We start from the raw sequence: 18,948 nt of genomic DNA on the forward strand, positions 1-18,948 counted from the left end.
GACCTTGGTTTGAAACCTTGTGTGGTGGTAAATAAAGTAGATAAAGAGAACTGTACTCCTGATGAAGTTCATGAGAAAGTTTTTGATTTGATGTTTGAATTAGACGCAAACGAAGATCAATTAGAGTTCCCTACAATTTACGGTTCAGCTAAGAATGGATGGATGTCAACTGATTGGGCTAACCAAACAGATTCTGTTACTCCATTATTAGATGAAATCTTAAACTATTTCCCTCCTTGTAAAATTGAAGAAGGAAATACACAGATGTTGATTACATCATTAGATTACTCTTCTTTCGTTGGGCGTATTGCTATCGGAAGATTAACAAGAGGAGTTCTAAAAGCGAATCAACCAATTATCTTGTCTAAAGCAGACGGATCTCAAGAAAAGCACAGAATTAAAGACGTATTCGTTTTCCACGGTACAGACCGTATCAAAGTTGACGAAGTACAGCCAGGAGATATTTGTGCAGTTACAGGAATTGAAGGTTTCGAAATCGGAGATTCTATCTGTGATGCTGAGACTCCAGAGCCTTTGGCAACTATCGCTATAGATGAGCCTACAATGAGTATGTTGTTCTCTATTAACGATTCACCATTCTTCGGACAAGAGGGTAAATTTGTTACTTCTCGTCACATCCAAGAGCGTTTAGACAAAGAGTTAGAGAAAAACTTAGCGTTGAGAGTTCAAAAAGGAGAGAAAGCAGACAAATGGATGGTATTCGGTAGAGGTGTAATGCACTTATCTGTATTGATCGAAACTATGCGTCGTGAAGGATACGAATTACAAGTTGGTCAGCCACAGGTAATCATCAAAGAAATTGATGGTGTTAAATGTGAGCCAGTTGAGGAATTAACAATTGACCTTCCAGAGCAATTCTCAGGAACTGCAGTAGAAGCTGTATCTAAGCGTAAAGGAGAAATGACAAATATGGAAGCGAAAGGTGACCGTATGATCATTAACTTTAACATTCCATCACGTGGTATCATCGGTTTACGTAACTACTTGTTAACGCAAACTGCTGGTGAAGCAATTATGACACACAGATTTATTGAATTCCAACCGTACAAAGGAGAAATTCCTGGACGTTTGAATGGATCTTTAATCTCTATGGAAAAAGGTACATCAATTCCATACTCATTAAGTAACTTACAGGATAGAGGTAAATTCTTTATCGATCCTAACGAACCTATTTATGAAGGTCAGGTTATTGGTGAGCACTCTAGACATAATGATCTTGTAGTGAACGTAACAAAGACTAAGAAAATGTCTAACATGCGTTCTTCAGGAGCTGATGATAAAGTGAAAATTGCTCCAGCGCAAAAGTTCTCTTTAGAAGAGTGTTTAGAATACATCCAAGCAGATGAGTACGTAGAATGTACACCAGAATCTTTACGTATGCGTAAAATTCTTTTAACGGAAGGAGAAAGAAAAAGAGCTGGTAAATAAGCCTTTTTTTTAAACCATATTAAAATCCCCATCGATTAATTTCGTTGGGGATTTTTTTGGTATATACATCAGTATCAAATAACTAAAATGTTAGTTGGAAATTGTGTTTATGACGTTTAAAAGTTAAAACCCACCTTTCAGAAAGAAGTCGGTAAGTTAAGTAGTGTTAATTTTTTCGCTCGTGTGATAATGTATATTTTTAAAGTCTAAGTCACTATTTAATGTACCAAGACCTAACAAAGTTTAACCACATCTATACGTATTTGCTTGCCTTGAGTAAAAAGGGGAGTAACCTCGATTATATTGAGTGTTTCCGCGAAAATTTTGTTTTTTTAGATAGAAAGGTAGAGGGAGAAGAACATGATAGCTCCATAACACGAAAGCGTTTAATATTACTCTCTAACTACGCAGATAAATTATATCAAATAGAAGATTACAAAGAGGCGGAACATGCCACGAGGAAGGCACTAGATCAATTCAATTTTCTCACTGAGAACGAGAGAACCAGTACAAACCTTTATCAATTAATGCTCTTCAATTTGGCAAAGATTGCCTATAAATTGAACGATATAGATACATCCTTTTCAAGGTTCAAACGCTTGTATGAACTTTACCCAGAAAAAGGAGAGTATTTAAAGTGGTTGTTGATGTTGAATCATCACAAAAAAAGGAAGTACAGATTTGTTTTGGTGGTTATGGCTGGGGTGTTTTTAGCTGCAACTGTTTTACTCATTGATAAAGCTTACCCCGTACTTTTTTATTGTACATCCATCCTCTCTTTCTTATGTATGGTTGTGATTGTCTTTTTGGAATATAAGTTCTTTCAAACAAAAAATATTCTCGAAAAAAAAGCCTCATCGTAAAATGAGGCCTTCTTACTTAGGGTAATTTCATGGGTACTTTTTCAACCCTATCATTTAAAACTATACTTCCCGTAACCGCAACATTTAAAGAGTTCGTTCCTGGTAATTGAATAAGTGCATGACACTCGTCTAAAACCTTTGGCGGCAGTCCATTGTCTTCTGCGCCTAAGAGATATACGCACCTTTTGGGATGTTCAAAATCTTTAAGAGGAGTTGCTCTTTCGTCTAGTTCTATACCAATTAATCTACAATCGTAGGGCAAGTGCTTTTTAAAATCCTCGAAAGTTTCATAATGAAACAAAGGTATTTTGGTCCATGACTTCAATACATCAGAGGTTTGTTTTTTATAACTTTTTCCAATGGTAAAAATATAAGATGCTCCAAGTATGTAAGCTGATCTCCAAAGTGTTCCGATATTGTGATCTCTTTTATGGCGCATAATACCAATCCCACAATAGCCTGTCATTTCATCTTTAACCTTCACTGTATTTTATTTAGAGTTAATTTTTGCCTTATGGTGACAGGTAAATGAATTTCCACAGCCCCATAGAGTAACAAACGCAAATTTAATTATCTTCGACACAGTTCACCAGAATACAAGAAAAAATGCAGTTTTTAGATCAAAATTTAGACGATTACATAGTTGCTCACTCAGAAAAAGAGCCAGATGTACTTTACCAACTTAACCGACAAACACACATAAAAGTGTTACAACCTAGAATGTTAAGTGGGCATTTTCAAGGAAGAGTATTAAGTATGTTGTCGCATATGATTCAACCTAAAAATGTTTTAGAAATTGGTACCTATACGGGTTATTCTGCCTTGTGCTTTGCCGAAGGGTTGGCAGAAGGAGGTTGTATCACCACTTTAGATATAAACTATGAACTTGAGGATATGGTTCAAGAGTTTGTTGAAAAAGCAGGTATGAAAAATAAAATTAAAGCAATCATTGGTGATGCCATGGAAATTATTCCTTCACTAGAGGAGGAATATGATCTTGTTTTCATTGATGCTGATAAAGGTAATTATGTCAACTACTACAATTTGGTATTTGATAAGGTGAAAAAAGGAGGATATATCATCGCAGATAATGTGTTATGGAGCGGTAAAGTTTTGGAAGAATACGAAAAGTTAGATTTGGACACTCGCGTGATTATGGATTATAACCGTATGGTGCAAGAAGACGATCGTGTTCAAAATGTATTATTTCCTATACGTGATGGTTTAAATATCGCAAGAAAATTATAGTATGATTGACTTTAGATCGGATACAGTAACTAAGCCAACAGCGGCAATGAAAGAGTTCATGTTCAACGCAGAAGTTGGAGATGATGTATTTGGAGATGATCCCACCATAAACGAATTAGAAAGGTTTGCAGCAGAAATGTTCGGCAAGGAGGCTGCTCTTTATTGTTCTTCTGGTACGCAAACCAATCAGATAGCAATTAATGTACATTGCAGACCTGGTGATGAAGTAATTTGTGCAGCTGATGCCCATATCTATAAATATGAAGGTGGAGGAATTGCCAAAAACTCTGGTACATCTGTTCGTTTATTACAAGGAAATAGGGGCCGAATAACAGCGGAAGAAATTGCTCAAAACATTAACAACCCAGAAGATGTTCATTTACCTTTAACCACGTTGGTGGCCCTTGAAGATACGATGAATAGAGGTGGGGGAGCAATTTATGATTTTGAAGAAATCAAGAGAATAAAAGAACTTTGTAATGAAAAAGGTTTGCCCCTACATTTAGATGGTGCCCGACTGTTTAACTCTCTGGTTGAAACGGGAATTGATTACAAAGTCTACGGTGAGCAGTTTGATACCATTTCAATATGTTTATCTAAAGGATTGGGAGCACCAGTAGGTTCCTTGTTATTGGGCCCAAAAGATTTTATAACCAAAGCTAGAAGGGTGCGTAAAGTCTTTGGTGGGGGAATGCGTCAAGCAGGGATTATAGCTGCTGGAGGTTTGTACGCATTGCAACATCACATTGAAAGATTAAAAGAAGATAATGCCGCGGCAAGAAAAATAGGTGAAGCTTTAACTAACCTTTCTCGTGTTAAGCGCGTTTTGGATGTACATACCAATATAGTTGTTGCAGAATTACACAAGAAAAGTGATGTGGCAGCGTTGGTAGAGGAGTTCAAAGCGAAAGGGATACTGATTATGCCTTTTGGAGATGATAAAATTAGAATTGTTACACATTTAGATAATTCTACAAAGGATATTGATGAAACGATACAATGTATTGCTGGTTTGTAGTTTAGCATTATTTACGATTGCTGGATGCTCTAAGAAAGCAGAAGTAGAAGCGGTAGATTACAAGGATATTATGCCTACTTCTGACAGAGAATATCAAGAAGGTCTGGAAAGGGATACCCTTCCAAAACAAGAGGTTTACTACTTGGATAATGCGGTGAGCGAAGATAGTTTGTTGATGCAAACTTTCCCAGAATTACAATTGAAGAATTTGAGTAGCGAATATGCTTATTTTCCTGATCGGTTGAATTATTCGGAGAGATGGGCAAGGATTGCTAACTTGGATTCATCAAAGTTTACCTTGGTGAAATGGACATTTTCTGATAGTGTTTTAACCGAAAATGCCTTCTTTAATTGGTTGGATTGTTTTGGTGAAACCTGCACAAGTTTGAGAGTAGGACAAGACACAACATTCTCAACATTGAATACTTATGTGTTAGTAACGCACAATGAATTAGTTTATGCCAGTAGTCCGGAAATAGATGATTTAGCTCTTTTTGTTGATGTAATTAAAAAGGAAACTTCCGGAAAGGCAAAATATATATTAGAGCAAAAGGCAGGTAAAAAAACGAATTGGTTAGTTTTGCCCGAAGATGTCAAAGAATCCAAAATACAAAGCGATATATAAACTAGCAATTCCTGCCTTATTTGGAGGTATTGTTGAACCCTTTCTTAGTTTAACTGATTTGGCGATTATTGGTAATATGCCGGATCAAGAAAATTATGGAGCCCTTGAGGCTATTGCTGCAGTTGGAGTAGCGGGAAGTTTGGTTTCTGCTTTACTCTGGATATTTGCTCAAACGAAAAGTGCAATTTCAGCAATTGTGTCTCGACAATTTGGAGCTGAAAGACTTAAAACGGTTGCTACGTTAATTCCTCAAATGATGGTGCTCAACTTTTTGTTGGGCCTTTTTGCTTTAATGAGTACATATTTTGTTTCAGATTGGATTTTTCTGCAAGTCTATAATACAGAACCTATAGTTGGACAAGTTGCTACTTCTTATTACAGTATAAGAGCCTTTGGTTTCCCAATAACCCTGATTACTTTTTCATTGTTTGGTGTGTTTAGAGGACTCCAAAACACCTATTGGGCCATGACAACCTCTATAGTGGGAGGGATACTTAATGTTGGCCTGGATTTTCTATTTGTATTTGGACTAGAAATGGGAATCGAAGGAGCTGCCATAGCTTCGATAATTGCTCAGGGAGTGATGCTAGTAATGAGTTTGATTTACTTATTTAGGTCGCGTTTACAATTATTTTTCTCTTGGAATATCAACCCTTACTTTAAGGAGTTAGTAATGATAGCCCTTAACCTTATTGTAAGAACTTTAGTATTGAACATAACACTAATGCTTACCTATAGATATGCGAATGCTTATGGTAAAGCACAAGCAGGTACACATGCATTACTGTTAAACCTATGGTTGTTTTCAGCCTTCTTTTTAGACGCTTTTGCGACGGCTGCCAATGCATTAAGTGGGAAGTATTTAGGAGCGAAGGATAGTGAAGCCTTAAAGGAAACCCGTAATAAAAACTTAAAATTAGGAATTGGAGTATCCTTTCTATTGGCGGGTGCCTTGCTATTCTTTGATGAACAAATTATTGGGTTGTTCATTGAGGATGATGCAGTAAAAGATTATTACCCGAGTATTTTACCGCTTTTTGCTTTGTGCTTACCGGTAAATGCTCTGGCTTTTGTAATGGATGGAGTGTTCAAAGGTTTAGGAGAGGCAAAATACCTAAGAAATCTATTAATCATTTCTTCTTTTGTGGGTTTCTTACCTGCGCTTTTACTATTAAACTATTATTCACCCACTTTAGAGAGTGTTTGGTGGGCAATTGTAGCATGGATGCTTTTCAGAGGATTCTTACCCTATTTTCATTTTCAAAAATACCTCAAATCATTTCCAAGGGAAGTTTAACAATTGCTTCTTTTATGGGGATTAAATTTCATCTTTTTGGGTGAATATTTTTTTTGTTTTACTTCTTGAAAATTCCTAACTTACATACATGCGTTGTAAATATAGAACAGTATTGGCTATCGATGGCGGTGGTATAAGGGGAATTATACCCCTAACTTTATTGAAACACATAGAGAAGACCTGTTATGACATAGATCCTGATGTTGATATGATCAATTGGATAGATGTGTTCTCAGGTACCTCTACAGGTGCAATTATTTCAGGTGCTTTAATGTTACGTGATGAAAAAGAACGAAGCATATTTACCCCCGATAGAATATTAGACCTTTATTTAAAACGTGGTCACCAAATTTTCAGCAAGGATATAGCATTGAATAGTGCTATGCCAGAATATCCCTTGAAATTAATTCTTGAAAACAACTTTGGAGAAGTTAATGTAAGCGGTATTTCTAAACACTTTTTGTTTGTAAGTTATGACATGAATGCCGATGCTCCATTTATCTTCACGGATAGAATGGATATGTATAGAAGTCTATCCTTATCCAAAGTAATGATGGCGTGTTCCGCAGTGCCAGGATATTTCCCTCCTGTAAAATTAGGAGATAAGCAATTGGCAGATGGAATGTTAACGGCTAAAAACCCAAGTAAATTGGCCTATGAATATGCGAGGATGTACTATCCTAATGATCCTATCGTAGTAATAAGTCTGGGAACAGGTGAATTGCCCAAAGAGGAACATGACATGATAGAATTGGAAATGAATCGTGTTCATCAAGAAATGGAAACCTATGCGCGCAAGGATAGAAATCTGATTTACTTTAGATTACAACCAAATATTATAGAAGCCAATCATTCCATGGATGATACAGGGCATGAAAACATGGTGAACTTAATCAGTGACGCAAATACATACATAGAAGAAAATAATCATGTGTTTGACCGGTTATTTAAATTAATGACCATTCGAGCAGATGCTTACCAATAAGAGAATTTTGTTTGTTTATGAGAGAGAGATAGAGGAGAAGTACATATATTTTTACAAGAAAGAGATAGTTTAATTGACTATCTTTTTTTTGGTCATAAAAAAAGGCTACCTAAGGGTAGCCTAACATAAAGGGGAGTAGAATAAACTTAGCGTTTTTGTACAAGAACTACATCTCCTCTATAAGTCTTTGGTGCATTTTCTATACTTTGTTCTAGACTCACTTGCCAAATAAATGTTTGATTGTACTTCGCAAGTTGTCCTGTTCTAATATCAATACCATCCCAAGGTTGTGTAACATCATTGGTTTCATACATTACACCACCGTTACTAGGGTCTATCACTCTAAATGTGAAAGGAACATTCATTCGTTTTAAACTTTCTGGTAAAAAGCTTCTGTTTTCTGGAATAATACTTTCAGGGTTCAAAGCGTTGTTTGCCATTAAGTTAAAGTCTTTATCAACCGTAATCGTTTTTTGTTCAGAGTAAGTACAACCATTTAAATCGGTTACCTCATAATTTAACGTATGTGTTCCTTGGGTATAACAGTATATTTCATCGTTGTTGTTCAATTTAACCGGAGTTCCATCTAAGAACCATTGCCCTTCATAAACCTCATTAGTGTTTGAAATTTGAATCACCGGTAAACCATTTTCTTCATTAAACAAATTCGCTTCTGCTCTGAAGAAAATATTTGGTTTTGCATGAAGTGTTATCATCTCCGTTCCGATAACTTCATTTTGAGCATTTAAATATTCCACTTGTGTTGCGGCAGTAATCTTAGATACTTTTGCCTGTTCATTGTGCAAGAGCTCAAAGGTTCTTCCATTTACTCTGGCTTTAACTTTGTGATTTAGACTGTTGTTGCGAATTATTAATTCTCCGTTATAACATAGCGTAGTTTGTGGAACAACTCCTTGTGTGTATATGGTTTCAAATTCATTTACCTCAGTTTTAGTATCAGCCACATCTTCTTTAACCTCTTCTTTTTTATCTTGAGAATTTATTGATTCCGATACCGAGGAAGTCTGGGGTTGATTCTTTTGATTCTCTTGAGCATTTTGAGAGGTGTTTTGAACAATGTTCTTTTCTGGCGCATATTCTATACGTACCTCATTCGCTTTTTCATCCTCAGTAGAAACAATAGTTTCATTCTTCTCTTCAGAAGTGATGTCTTCTGTAGTTTTTACTTCTTCAAGCTGATCAACTACGGGTGATGTGTGTCTACTTTGTTTTTCCGTAGACGGAGAATTCTCCCAGGTCATCACCAACATCGTACTTAGTATCGCAATTACAGCCGCACCACCTAACCAGTACCAACGAGAAGTAGTTGGACTTGCTTTGGCGTCTAGCTTTGCCTCCATCTGAGACCAAGCTGAAGCTTCGTAAGGCATCTCGAAATTATCGAGCTTATCCTTAAGTATGTTTTCTAAATTGTCTTTCATTCGTGTAGTTTGACAAATTTGTGTTCTAATATCTTTTTCAAGTTCTGTTTTGCTTTAGAGTAATTGGACTTGGAAGTACCTTCACTAATATCCAATAATTCGGCAATCTCTTTATGTGTATAGTTCTCAACAGCATATAAGTTAAAAACAGTTCTGTAAGCCGGAGATAATTCTTGAATTGCTTCTAAGGCTAATTCTGCTTTAATACTGGTGAGATCTTGCTCATCTATTTCAAACTCTTCTGTTTCATCACTCACAAAGAGATACGTTTCATCCGTTCTAAAGGGCTGTCTTTTAAGTCGACGTGTGGCGTCTATTGAAGCATTTACCATAATTCTTCTGACCCATCCCTCAAAAGATCCTTTGAAATCAAAATCCTTGAGTTTGTCAAAAATCTTTATAAATGCCTCTTGCAGTACTTCTTGTGCACTGTCTTTATCTTTCGTATAGCGCATACACACGGCCAACATCTTACCATAAAACATCTTGAATAGTTGTTCTTGGTCGTAGCGATTTCCCGCTACACAACCATCAATTATTTTTTTTAATTGTTCTTTTTCCACCGTTTATACACTTGCTTAACGACCTACCTTTTGTTAGGTTGCCATTTTTTTTGGGTTAAATATAAATTTTAGTTTAACATCAAAATGTTGATAACCATGATCTTTCTTTAGGAAGGTAATCCACCATCCTTTTTTTACGTCCTACCCAGAAGATACGGCAATTTTATAGATATGGGAAGGGCTTTTAGAGCTAAAAGTGTGAAGAAAAACACAGAATGAGGAATTTCTCGAAGATAAATACTTTAATGCGAAAGATTTCCTCAAAAAATGATTAATTTCGCTTTGAATTTTTTAATACAATAAACTAATTATAATGAAAGTAACAGTAGTAGGTGCTGGTAACGTTGGTGCAACATGTGCTGATGTATTAGCGCACAAAGAAATCGCGAATGAAATCGTATTGTTAGATATTAAAGAAGGTTTTGCTGAAGGTAAAGCTTTGGATATCTGGGAAACATCTCCAATCAACTTATACGATTCAAGAACTACTGGTTCTACTAATGATTACTCTAAAACTGCAGATTCTGACGTTGTTGTAATTACTTCAGGTTTACCAAGAAAACCGGGTATGTCTAGAGATGACTTAATCGCTACAAACGCAGGTATCGTTAAGTCGGTAACTGAAAACGTAATCAAGTACTCTCCAGAAGCTAAAATCATTATCGTTTCTAACCCGTTAGACGTAATGACTTACTGTGCATACTTAACTGCAAAAGTAGATCCTTCAAGAGTATTCGGTATGGCTGGTGTTTTAGATACTGCACGTTACCGTTCTTTCTTGGCAATGGAGTTGAACGTTTCTCCTAAAGATATCCAAGCGGTATTGATGGGTGGTCACGGTGATACTATGGTTCCATTACCACGATACACTACAGTTGGAGGTATTCCTGTAACTGAATTAATCGAAGAAGATAAATTAAACGAAATCATCGAAAGAACTAAGTTTGGTGGTGGTGAAATCGTTAAATTATTAGGTACTTCTGCATGGTACGCACCAGGAGCTGCTGCAGCTCAAATGGTTGAAGCTATCGTAAGAGACCAAAAACGTATTTTCCCAGTTTGTGCATGGTTACAAGGTGAGTACGGAATGGATAACATCTACTTAGGTGTACCAGTAGTATTAGGTAAAAACGGTATCGAGAAAATTATTGAATTAGACTTGAACGCTGACGAAAGAGCATTGTTAGAAGAATCTGCAACTGCTGTTAAAGGAGTGATGAAAGTATTGGATGATATGAACGTTGTATCATAAGCAATAGTTAATCGACAATGATGTTGAAAGGGAAGTGCTAAGCGCTTCCCTTTTTTTGTGACTTGTATTTTGGTTTACGCTTTCAGAAGCATATCCTAAAAATAATACCCTATAAATCGCAGAAAAGCTTACCTTTAATTAAGTATGAATTCTTCTGAAGTTATAATTAAAAATATGGTTTGTCCCCGTTGCATTGCTGCAGTGGAGACTTTGTGTAAAGATTTAAATATTGCCTACCAATCCGTCGAATTGGGGAAGCTTGAATTAAAGGAATCACTATCCAATGAAATTCTACAAGAATTAGATGAGGGGTTGAAAAAACTTGGTTTTGAAAGGAGTTCAGGAGGGCAACATGATCTTATTACGCACATAAAATCATTGGTGATTCATCAGATACATCATAACAAAGAACCGCTTACCATCAATTTTTCGAATTTTTTAAGCGAGCAAACCCATCACGAATATACGTATCTAAGCAGGTTGTTTTCCAGTAATGAAGGAGAAACCTTGGAGCAATTTATCCTCAAACAAAAAATCGAAAAGGTAAAGGAACTCTTGAGTTACGATGAAATGAGTTTGACAGAAATTGCTTATCAACTTAATTACAGTTCAGCAGCTTATCTATCTAGTCAGTTCAAGAAAATTACTGGACAAACACCGAGTGCATTCAAAAATAGTGAGGGAAGCAAGCGTTTAAGCCTTGATAAAATCTAAAAGGGCAAAATCTTATAAAATCTCCACAAAATTATATAATAGATTTTCTAGTTGAATGACCGAACTTTGTTTTAAGCTTAAAATCAAAGAAAATGTCTAAAACAATAAAAAATACTTTTCCGGTAGAGGGAATGAGTTGTGCAAGTTGTGCCAATCATGTCGAAAAAGCCTTAAATAAACAAGAGGGCGTTATTCATGCAGCTGTAAATTTTGCCGATAATACGGTAACCATAGAGCTTAATGAGGATGTAAATAAAGAAGTTTTACGCGATGCTGTTAGTGATGCAGGTTATACTCTTTTAATAGAAGATGAAGACGAAGAGGAGCGGAAAGGCGAGGCGTACCAGAGGAAATTAAAAAATACCATTTGGGCAGGAGTATTTACACTTCCGGTTTTTGTGCTTTCCATGTTTTTTATGCATTGGAAACCTGGGGAGTATATATCCTTTGCTCTGAGTATACCTGTGCTGTTTGTCTTCGGAAAGCACTTCTTTGTGAATGCTTTTAAACAAGCAAAGCACGGACAGGTCAACATGGATTCATTGGTGGCAATGAGTACGGGAATTGCATTTGTAATCAGTGTTTTCAATACTTTATACCCACAGTTTTGGATAGAGAGAGGCTTGGAAGCTCATGTTTATTTTGAAGCTGCAACGGTAATCATCACGTTTATTTCTATTGGTGATTTATTAGAAGAAAGGGCTAAATCCAAAACGAGTGCTTCGCTAAAAAAGTTAATGGGACTTCAGCCAAAAGAAGTGCAAGTGGAACGTTGGGGAGAAAAACAAACTATCAGTATTGAAAAAGTAGCAGTGCATGATGTGGTGCTTGTAAAACCTGGCGATAAAATCCCGGTAGACGGTAAAATTGTAAGTGGTGATTCGTACGTGGATGAAAGTATGATAACAGGGGAGCCTATTGCAGAATATAAGCAATCAGGTGATGAAGTTTTTACAGGCTCGATAAATCAAAATGGTAGTTTTAAAATTAAAGCGAGTAAAGTTGGGAAAGACACCTTCTTGGCCCAGGTCATAGAACGAGTGAAGCAGGCACAAGGAAGTAAAGCTCCCGTGCAAAAATTAGCCGATAAAATTGCGAGTGTTTTTGTTCCTACTGTATTTGGAATTGCTTTATTGACTTTTGGAGCTTGGATGATTTGGGGAGGAGAAGATAAAATATTTCATGCTACCATGAATGCAATAGCTGTAATGGTAATTGCCTGTCCTTGTGCCTTGGGGCTAGCAACTCCAACAGCGATCATGGTTGGAATGGGAAAAGGAGCCGAAAACAATATCTTGATAAAGAATGCTGAAAGTATTGAGTTAGCTCATAAAGTAGATGCCATTATTATAGATAAAACAGGAACTGTAACTGAGGGGAAACCTGTGGTAACGGACTTACTTTGGACGAATGATGTGGAAACAGATCATTTAAAAGCTGTTTTGTTAGCTATAGAGGAAAAGTCTGAACATCCTCTGGCCCATGCAATTGTAAATTTCCTGAAACAACATGAAGTTAAAAATACAGCAGATTTAAAAGCATTTGACACGCTTAAGGGGAAAGGTGTAAAGGCTATAGATGAAGGTGATTTGACCTATTTCGTAGGAAGTATCGCGCTAATGAAAGAACTTTCTATTCCAATTCAAGATGAACAATTGGCAGAAGCTGAGCTGTGGCAGGAGAAAGCTAAAACATTGGTTGCTTTTGCTAATAAAAACGGAGTTTTAGCCTTGATAGGAATTAGGGATGAAATTAAACCAGGAACTAAGGAGGTATTGGAAGACTTAAAATCTTCAGGGATAGAAATACACATGATGAGTGGTGATAGTCAACAAACTACCGCAAAAGTCGCAAAAGAGCTAGGGTTAGACAGTTATAAGGGAGGTGTTCTTCCACAAGATAAAGCTGAATTGGCGCAACAACTGCAATCGAAAGGTAGGACTGTGGCCATGATAGGAGATGGGATTAACGATACCGAAGCCCTTGCACAAGCCGATGTGAGTATTGCCATGGGGAAAGGTTCTGATGTGGCCATAGACGTTGCCCAAATAACCTTGATAGGTTCAGATTTGAAATTGTTGACCAAAGCTTTTGCAATTTCTCATTTGACGGTGAAAGGGATTCGGCAGAACCTTTTTTGGGCCTTTATCTACAATTTGATAGGTATTCCTGTGGCCGCAGGAATTTTATATCCTATCAATGGGTTTTTGTTAGATCCTATGCTTGCTGGAGCTGCAATGGCTTTTAGTTCGATATCCGTTGTTTTAAATAGTTTGCGTATAAAGGGACAAAAGATTTAGTTAATTTAGAAGGATAATGTGAACTAAAGCATGAGCAAAGTCTATTGTATTAGTGGTTTAGGAGTAGATGAGAGGGCGTTTTCTCAACTCCATTTTAAAGATGTTGAAATGGTCCATATTCCTTGGTTAGATTTTAAACCAAATGAAGGTTTAAAGGATTATGCGTATCGCTTATATCAACAAATGGAAGTAGAAGATAATTATCACCTCATGGGCTTGTCTTTAGGAGGGATGATAGCGCAAGAAATTGCAAAAATTCACCCTCCAAAGCATTTGTTTTTACTTTCAACTGCTACAAAGCCCGAGGATATTAGTCGCATACGTTTGTTGGGTAAAATTCGAATTCAATATCTACTACCGGATTATCTTTTGACCCACACAAATGCTTTTCTTAATTGGTATTTTGGTGTGAAATCTAAAACAACTAAGGTGATTTTAAAAGAAATGATGGCAGATGCAGATCCTACTTTTATTCGAAGAGCAATTACGGCCATAGTTGAATGGCAAGGTGGGAACTTATCGAAGGGGGATCCCTGTAAAACCCACGTTATTCATGGTGCTGCAGATCGGCTTATTCCCATGCGTAAAGATACTGATGTAGTATTTCCGAACGGAGGTCATTTAGTAATCCTGGAAAAGGGTGAAGCTATTTCTCAATATATTGAACAGCAGATTAAACCTTAGCAATGACTCATCTTTTCTTCTTTCCCTAAAAACTTTGGTCGTTTGAAAATGAGGTAGCAGTCAATAAAAGCTTTGGTTCTGGCCAAGTATTCACGCACATTGATGAAGCTAAATTTAGATTTATTGGCCTTTAAATCTTTACAGTTGTAGGCTATGGCATCTATTCCCATGGCGTTGGCTAAAAATAAGGCGCGTTCGTTGTGAAAGTTTTGAGATATAATTAAAAACTTATCTAACTTGAATATTTCCTTAGCTCTGTACATACTGTCAAAGGTTCTAAATCCCGCATAGTCTAGAGTAATAGCACAGGCAGGGACTCCACGTGCAATTAGATCATCACGCATATCTTCAGGTTCACTGTATTCGGTCCTTCCATTGTCTCCCGAAATTAATATGCGTTTAATTTTTCCTTTTTGGTATAACTCTGCTGCAGCATTTACCCTGTACAGGTAGTAGGGGTTTAAACCAGTTTTTCCACGTTTTCCACATCCTAGTAAAACAGCAGTAGTGTACTCTGTACCGCTTAAACTTTTGCTGAAATAGAAGTTTTTGTTTTGCGCGTTAATTTCTACCAAAATGTTGGCTGAAATGAAAATACAAATGAATAAAGCTGTTAGGTCAAGAAGTACTGTGCGCATGCTAGTAGGCGTTTTCAATTTCTTCTAAAACGTCTGCGACCTCTTTTGTATTGTTGTATTTACTTAAAAGTGTATACAAAACTTTATCTACCATGGCATCCGGACAAGAAGCACCACTGGTTAAAATAATTGTGGGTTTGTCCTTTTTAGGGAAGAAGTCATGTGTGGTTTCCATCTGCTTGTTGTGCATGTTGAAATGATGGATTTCTGTTTCACTTTTAATTTCTTCTGCTGAAGAGATGTAGAATGTAGGGAATTTTTGTTCTAACAATTCAACCAAGTGAGAGGTGTTCGAAGAGTTGTAACCTCCAACAACTACAGCCATATCAGCATCTTGCTCCATTAATGAAAGCGTAGCGCTTTGGTTATCGTTGGTAGCATAACACAAAGTGTCTCGCGTGTCTGCAAAATGATCTTTGATGTTTGCCTCGCCATATTTCTCAACCATTACTTGTTTTACGTAGTCAGCAATTTCTTGCGTTTCCGTTGCTAACATAGTGGTTTGGTTAATTACACCTAGTTTTTCAAAATGAATGTTAGGATCGAAATTGGGAGAAAACTTACCTTCAAAGGTTGCTGCGAATTCACTTAAATCTCTTTTTCCAAGTATAAAATCTGCCAAGACTTTTGTTTCCTTTAAATCCTTTACAACTACAGATGGTGCATTCTTAGAACTGTGAGAGAAAGTAGCTCTCGTTTCTTCGTGTTTGTTCTTACCGTGGATGATAATAGAGTGATCTTCAGCACCCAGTTTTGCCGAACGTTTCCAAACTTTTTCTACGAATGGACAGGTTGTGTTGTATTTCTGAACATCAACCCCAATTTTACTCAGTTTTTCTTCGAGTTCTAAGGTAGTACCGAAAGCAGGAATGATAACCACATCATCTTTGGTCAATACATCGAAAGGAATCAATTGATTCCCTAAGGTATCTTGTAAAAATTGTATACCCAATCCCTCTAAATCTGCATTTACAATAGGGTTGTGAATCATTTGACTCAACAAGTAAATACGTTTACCTTGGTTTTCCTCAATGGCCTTGTAGGATATCTCTATGGCGTTCTCAACACCGTAGCAAAACCCAAAATGGCGTGCAATTAAAAACCGAACTGCTCCAAAATCCAATATGGTAGGACTAAAATCCTTTTTACGTGGATCCTTTTGCTTTCTGATTTCTTTCACTTTAGAAATTAGTTCAGATCTATAATGTGCGGGGATGTCAAATTTCTTCATAATTGCCTTTGTTCTGCTCTCGAATACTTAGAACAACAAAAATAAAATCTTAAAGTTCAGCACACTGCTTTCTTTTCATATTTATTTAAAGTTTTGTTGTTAATATTCTTTGAATTTTTTCTTGTGCTACTTCTTCTTTTAAATCTATTTTTGTTCCGATGGTTGATACGTTTAAGCATAAAGGCATGCGCAAGCAGCTCATAGAGGAGCTAAGAGAGAAGGGGATTAGAGATAACAGAGTGCTTGAGGCATTTGACGCGGTTCCGCGTCATTTCTTTTTGGACTTAGCATTTGAAAAACAAGCGTATTCGAATATGGCTTTTCAAATTGGTGCAGGTCAAACAATTTCTCATCCTTATACAGTTGCCTTTCAAACGGAATTACTAGAATTAAAACCTAAAGAAAAGGTTTTGGAAATAGGTACAGGAAGTGGCTTTCAGACTTCAATTTTATGTGAAATGGGCGTGAAGGTGTTTTCCATAGAACGTCAGCGTGAATTAGCCTTGAAGTCTAAAAGTATCATACATCAATTGGGGTATACACCAAAATTATATTACGGAGATGGTTACGCTGGTAAAGCTACTTTTGCTCCTTTTGATAAAATCTTGGTTACCTGTGGAGCTCCGTTTATACCAGATGCCTTGTTGGAACAATTAAAAGTTGGCGGTATTTTGGTTATTCCAATAGGAGAGGGAGCTAAGCAAATAATGACTAAAATTGTAAAAAAGAGCGCAACTGATTTTACCAAACAAGAATTTGGTGATTTTAGCTTTGTGCCAATGTTAGCCAGAACAGCAAAATAGATTGGAAGAACTTAAGCCATATACCGTAAGTAATAGTATTAAGAATGCACCCACCGTTCTGTTAACTGAGGAGGGTAAAAACTATACCTTGTGGTCGCCAATTTCTGAAGATCTTAAAATCATTCATTATTTGAGAGAGTATTGTTTCGCTCATTTTAAAATGAAGACTTTTGATACGGCGCGTTTCTCTTTTAAAGGTCAAAATTACCTGTGTATTGAAGAGGAAGAGGCAACTATAGAATTTGACGAATGGCAAGTGTATCTTTGGGAAAGTAAACGCAAGTTTAATCAATTTTTAAAGCCAAGTGCACTCTTTGTGAGTTTTTTATTCGATACCTTTTTTCCCTTGTTTGGTGGGAGGAATACAGTTTTAATAGTCCCTGGTAAAAAGAATGCTTTCAAAGTACATCCCGTTCCGGCAAATAATTACGAGAGTTTTAAGTTTTCGCCTTTAAATTTCTCTCAATCAGGATTAAATATCCCTTCAGTAAAACAATTTTTTGCTTATCAAAAAGCAGAATTAGAGGTTGTTTTAGAGGAGTTTTTAGCATTGAACGACGAGCGTTTTCAAATCAATTTAAAGCACCAATTGTCCTTGTTCCCGAGTAAGCGGAATGCCTATTGGGACGAGTTGAAAAAGTGCTTTGAACCCGAATTTTTAAAATACACTACAGCCTTATTTAAAGACTACATTTTACATTTATAGCATGGAATCTTTCTACTCACTCATATACGTTAAACCCAGTGTGCTAAATGATGAACTACTTTGTGTAGCTTTATTTACAGCAGGAGCAGAAGGTCCGAGGTTGTATATCTCAGATAAACGTATGCGATTATTGAGTGATGTAGTACATAGAAATACTTTTTTAAGTTTACGCCGACACCTAAAAGGGTTTCAGCAGCAAGTAGATAAGTACCGAAATACAGGGAATGATTTGTTGCTCTTCGATCCAACTTACAGCTCTGATCAATTGCAAAAGCTATCTCAGCGTAGTAAAAAAGCAATCAAATATTCAACTCCAACAACTGTGAATGCATGGATGGATGAGCATGCACATTTGGATTTAATGATGAAAATGTTGGGAGATAAACCCCAAAAGAAGAAGCAAGTTCGCAAGAGTTTTTATCATAAATGGAGAGCGCTCACCAATGCCAATCGTTATTTAGAATTCAAGCGTAACGTTATGGTGAAAAAGGTGAAAAGAAATTCAGATTTAGACATCAAGTTGGATTTGTTTTCAAAAGATAAGAAGTTGCTAATTAAAGGTTTAGATTTTGATACTTCAAGTAAAAATGTAAGTGATAGATTGAAGGAATTAGTGGCTTTGTCTGATGAATTTTCAGCATACAACCTGATGTGTGTATATCCTAAGCCTAGGAAAAAAGCAGGTAGAGAAACCTTGAATCAGGTGATGTCCGAGCTGTCACTTAAAATAGAGTTTGTACCCATCAATGATTTTGAAGCAATGAAATTCTAAGGAAAAGGAGAGTAAGGTTCTAATCGATTGACGGGTTGGTATACCTTCAAATTTTAACTTATTTCATTCAGATATCAATTCTCTCAAAAACAAATTTCTATTATCTATTTAGTTTCCCTATATTTTCAGTATGAAATCTTACTGGAATAATTTAAATCTCTTTGGAAAAATAAAACTTGTGCTGCTACTGGTAATCTCGGTAGTTTTTTTGGTTTTCATCTTCCAAAACTTAGAAGATGTTACCCTAACCCTTTTCACGTATCATTTTAAAGCTCCACTTTCCTTAATTCTCTTGTTGGTGGGTGTTTTTGGGTATTTGTTCGCGCGAGTTACGGATATAGCTTCGTTTAGTAAGAAA

At 36.5% G+C, this 18,948-nt stretch carries 20 protein-coding genes; 15 read left to right on the forward strand and 5 right to left on the reverse strand.

The features are described from left to right. On the forward strand, positions 1-1,449 hold a 1,449-nt coding region (locus R3333_RS04265), incomplete at its 5' end, for an EF-Tu/IF-2/RF-3 family GTPase (RefSeq protein ID WP_318957453.1). A 221-nt stretch (positions 1,450-1,670) separates the two neighbouring features. Continuing rightward, complete coding sequence (locus R3333_RS04270) at positions 1,671-2,312, forward strand: tetratricopeptide repeat protein (protein ID WP_318957455.1); 642 nt, start codon at positions 1,671-1,673, stop codon at positions 2,310-2,312. A gap of 16 nt (positions 2,313-2,328) precedes the next feature. Here R3333_RS04270 and R3333_RS04275 read toward each other — a convergent pair whose 3' ends face one another. Then, positions 2,329-2,796 carry an RNA methyltransferase gene (locus R3333_RS04275; protein ID WP_318957457.1) on the reverse strand — a complete coding sequence of 156 codons (468 nt, stop codon included), beginning with the start codon at positions 2,794-2,796 and terminating at the stop codon, positions 2,329-2,331. 122 nt (positions 2,797-2,918) lie between these two features. On the opposite strand from R3333_RS04275, the gene R3333_RS04280 reads away from it, so the two are divergent. The 5 genes from R3333_RS04280 to R3333_RS04300 all read left to right on the forward strand — a co-directional run bounded on the left by R3333_RS04280 (position 2,919) and on the right by R3333_RS04300 (position 7,485). Next, complete coding sequence (locus R3333_RS04280; protein WP_318957458.1) at positions 2,919-3,560, forward strand: O-methyltransferase; 642 nt, start codon at positions 2,919-2,921, stop codon at positions 3,558-3,560. 1 nt (position 3,561) lies between these two features. After that, positions 3,562-4,578 (forward strand): GntG family PLP-dependent aldolase, encoded by a 1,017-nt coding sequence (locus R3333_RS04285; protein ID WP_318957459.1) that lies wholly within the window; start codon positions 3,562-3,564, stop codon positions 4,576-4,578. Then, complete coding sequence (locus tag R3333_RS04290) at positions 4,547-5,203, forward strand: hypothetical protein (protein ID WP_318957460.1); 657 nt, start codon at positions 4,547-4,549, stop codon at positions 5,201-5,203. The genes R3333_RS04285 and R3333_RS04290 overlap by 32 nt, the downstream gene beginning before the upstream one ends. Further along, complete coding sequence (locus tag R3333_RS04295) at positions 5,169-6,500, forward strand: MATE family efflux transporter (protein WP_318957461.1); 1,332 nt, start codon at positions 5,169-5,171, stop codon at positions 6,498-6,500. The genes R3333_RS04290 and R3333_RS04295 overlap by 35 nt, the downstream gene beginning before the upstream one ends. A gap of 88 nt (positions 6,501-6,588) precedes the next feature. Further along, on the forward strand, positions 6,589-7,485 hold the full coding sequence (locus R3333_RS04300; protein WP_318957463.1) for a patatin-like phospholipase family protein: 897 nt from the start codon (positions 6,589-6,591) through the stop codon (positions 7,483-7,485). A gap of 146 nt (positions 7,486-7,631) precedes the next feature. On the opposite strand, the gene R3333_RS04305 is transcribed toward R3333_RS04300, so the two are convergent. Continuing rightward, positions 7,632-8,927 (reverse strand): hypothetical protein, encoded by a 1,296-nt coding sequence (locus tag R3333_RS04305; RefSeq protein WP_318957465.1) that lies wholly within the window; start codon positions 8,925-8,927, stop codon positions 7,632-7,634. Further along, positions 8,924-9,490, reverse strand: coding sequence for an RNA polymerase sigma factor (locus R3333_RS04310; protein ID WP_318957467.1), 567 nt, complete (start codon positions 9,488-9,490; stop codon positions 8,924-8,926). Before R3333_RS04310 ends, R3333_RS04305 begins: the two co-directional genes overlap by 4 nt. A 313-nt stretch (positions 9,491-9,803) precedes the next feature. Here R3333_RS04310 and mdh point away from each other — a divergent pair, with 313 nt between their 5' ends. The 4 genes from mdh to R3333_RS04330 all read left to right on the forward strand — a co-directional run bounded on the left by mdh (position 9,804) and on the right by R3333_RS04330 (position 14,440). After that, the gene (mdh, locus tag R3333_RS04315; RefSeq protein ID WP_318957468.1) at positions 9,804-10,742 is read left to right on the forward strand and encodes a malate dehydrogenase; all 939 of its coding nucleotides are present in this window, start codon (positions 9,804-9,806) and stop codon (positions 10,740-10,742) included. A 174-nt stretch (positions 10,743-10,916) separates the two neighbouring features. Further along, positions 10,917-11,456: an AraC family transcriptional regulator gene (locus R3333_RS04320; RefSeq protein ID WP_318957469.1), complete on the forward strand. Its 540-nt coding sequence runs from the start codon at positions 10,917-10,919 to the stop codon at positions 11,454-11,456. Positions 11,457-11,548: 92 nt separating this feature from the next. Then, positions 11,549-13,756 (forward strand): heavy metal translocating P-type ATPase, encoded by a 2,208-nt coding sequence (locus R3333_RS04325; RefSeq protein ID WP_318957470.1) that lies wholly within the window; start codon positions 11,549-11,551, stop codon positions 13,754-13,756. A gap of 30 nt (positions 13,757-13,786) precedes the next feature. Next, entirely contained in the window at positions 13,787-14,440 is a 654-nt protein-coding gene (locus tag R3333_RS04330; protein WP_318957471.1) for an alpha/beta hydrolase, read from the forward strand. Here R3333_RS04330 and R3333_RS04335 read toward each other — a convergent pair. Together R3333_RS04335 and R3333_RS04340 are read right to left on the reverse strand one after the other, a co-directional pair. Beyond that, a complete protein-coding gene (locus R3333_RS04335) occupies positions 14,437-15,078 on the reverse strand; it encodes a vancomycin high temperature exclusion protein (protein WP_318957473.1) in 642 nt (213 codons plus the stop codon). The genes R3333_RS04330 and R3333_RS04335 overlap by 4 nt on opposite strands. 1 nt (position 15,079) lies before the next feature. Further along, positions 15,080-16,309 carry a 4-hydroxy-3-methylbut-2-enyl diphosphate reductase gene (locus R3333_RS04340; protein WP_318957474.1) on the reverse strand — a complete coding sequence of 410 codons (1,230 nt, stop codon included), beginning with the start codon at positions 16,307-16,309 and terminating at the stop codon, positions 15,080-15,082. Between the two features lie 158 nt (positions 16,310-16,467). Here R3333_RS04340 and R3333_RS04345 point away from each other — a divergent pair, with 158 nt between their 5' ends. The 4 genes from R3333_RS04345 to R3333_RS04360 form a co-directional block, all read left to right on the forward strand. After that, on the forward strand, positions 16,468-17,112 hold the full coding sequence (locus tag R3333_RS04345; RefSeq protein WP_318957476.1) for a protein-L-isoaspartate(D-aspartate) O-methyltransferase: 645 nt from the start codon (positions 16,468-16,470) through the stop codon (positions 17,110-17,112). A gap of 1 nt (position 17,113) precedes the next feature. Beyond that, positions 17,114-17,818: a hypothetical protein gene (locus R3333_RS04350; protein WP_318957478.1), complete on the forward strand. Its 705-nt coding sequence runs from the start codon at positions 17,114-17,116 to the stop codon at positions 17,816-17,818. Position 17,819: 1 nt separating this feature from the next. Beyond that, on the forward strand, positions 17,820-18,590 hold the full coding sequence (locus R3333_RS04355; protein ID WP_318957480.1) for a hypothetical protein: 771 nt from the start codon (positions 17,820-17,822) through the stop codon (positions 18,588-18,590). A 178-nt stretch (positions 18,591-18,768) separates the two neighbouring features. Next, on the forward strand, positions 18,769-18,948 hold a 180-nt coding region (locus R3333_RS04360; protein ID WP_318957481.1), incomplete at its 3' end, for a hypothetical protein.

This window comes from Lishizhenia sp., assembly GCF_033720595.1.
Lineage (GTDB): Bacteria > Bacteroidota > Bacteroidia > Flavobacteriales_D > Crocinitomicaceae > Lishizhenia.

Coding starts and splice junctions, on each gene's coding strand:
- R3333_RS04270 (WP_318957455.1), top strand. CDS start 1,671: ATGTACCAAGACCTAACAAAGTTTAACCACATCTATACGTATTTGCTT.
- R3333_RS04290 (WP_318957460.1), top strand. CDS start 4,547: ATGAAACGATACAATGTATTGCTGGTTTGTAGTTTAGCATTATTTACG.
- R3333_RS04285 (WP_318957459.1), top strand. CDS start 3,562: ATGATTGACTTTAGATCGGATACAGTAACTAAGCCAACAGCGGCAATG.
- R3333_RS04300 (WP_318957463.1), top strand. CDS start 6,589: ATGCGTTGTAAATATAGAACAGTATTGGCTATCGATGGCGGTGGTATA.
- R3333_RS04335 (WP_318957473.1), bottom strand. CDS start 15,078: ATGCGCACAGTACTTCTTGACCTAACAGCTTTATTCATTTGTATTTTC.
- R3333_RS04325 (WP_318957470.1), top strand. CDS start 11,549: ATGTCTAAAACAATAAAAAATACTTTTCCGGTAGAGGGAATGAGTTGT.
- mdh (WP_318957468.1), top strand. CDS start 9,804: ATGAAAGTAACAGTAGTAGGTGCTGGTAACGTTGGTGCAACATGTGCT.
- R3333_RS04345 (WP_318957476.1), top strand. CDS start 16,468: ATGGTTGATACGTTTAAGCATAAAGGCATGCGCAAGCAGCTCATAGAG.
- R3333_RS04320 (WP_318957469.1), top strand. CDS start 10,917: ATGGTTTGTCCCCGTTGCATTGCTGCAGTGGAGACTTTGTGTAAAGAT.
- R3333_RS04330 (WP_318957471.1), top strand. CDS start 13,787: ATGAGCAAAGTCTATTGTATTAGTGGTTTAGGAGTAGATGAGAGGGCG.
- R3333_RS04280 (WP_318957458.1), top strand. CDS start 2,919: ATGCAGTTTTTAGATCAAAATTTAGACGATTACATAGTTGCTCACTCA.
- R3333_RS04295 (WP_318957461.1), top strand. CDS start 5,169: ATGTCAAAGAATCCAAAATACAAAGCGATATATAAACTAGCAATTCCT.
- R3333_RS04305 (WP_318957465.1), bottom strand. CDS start 8,927: ATGAAAGACAATTTAGAAAACATACTTAAGGATAAGCTCGATAATTTC.
- R3333_RS04355 (WP_318957480.1), top strand. CDS start 17,820: ATGGAATCTTTCTACTCACTCATATACGTTAAACCCAGTGTGCTAAAT.
- R3333_RS04340 (WP_318957474.1), bottom strand. CDS start 16,309: ATGAAGAAATTTGACATCCCCGCACATTATAGATCTGAACTAATTTCT.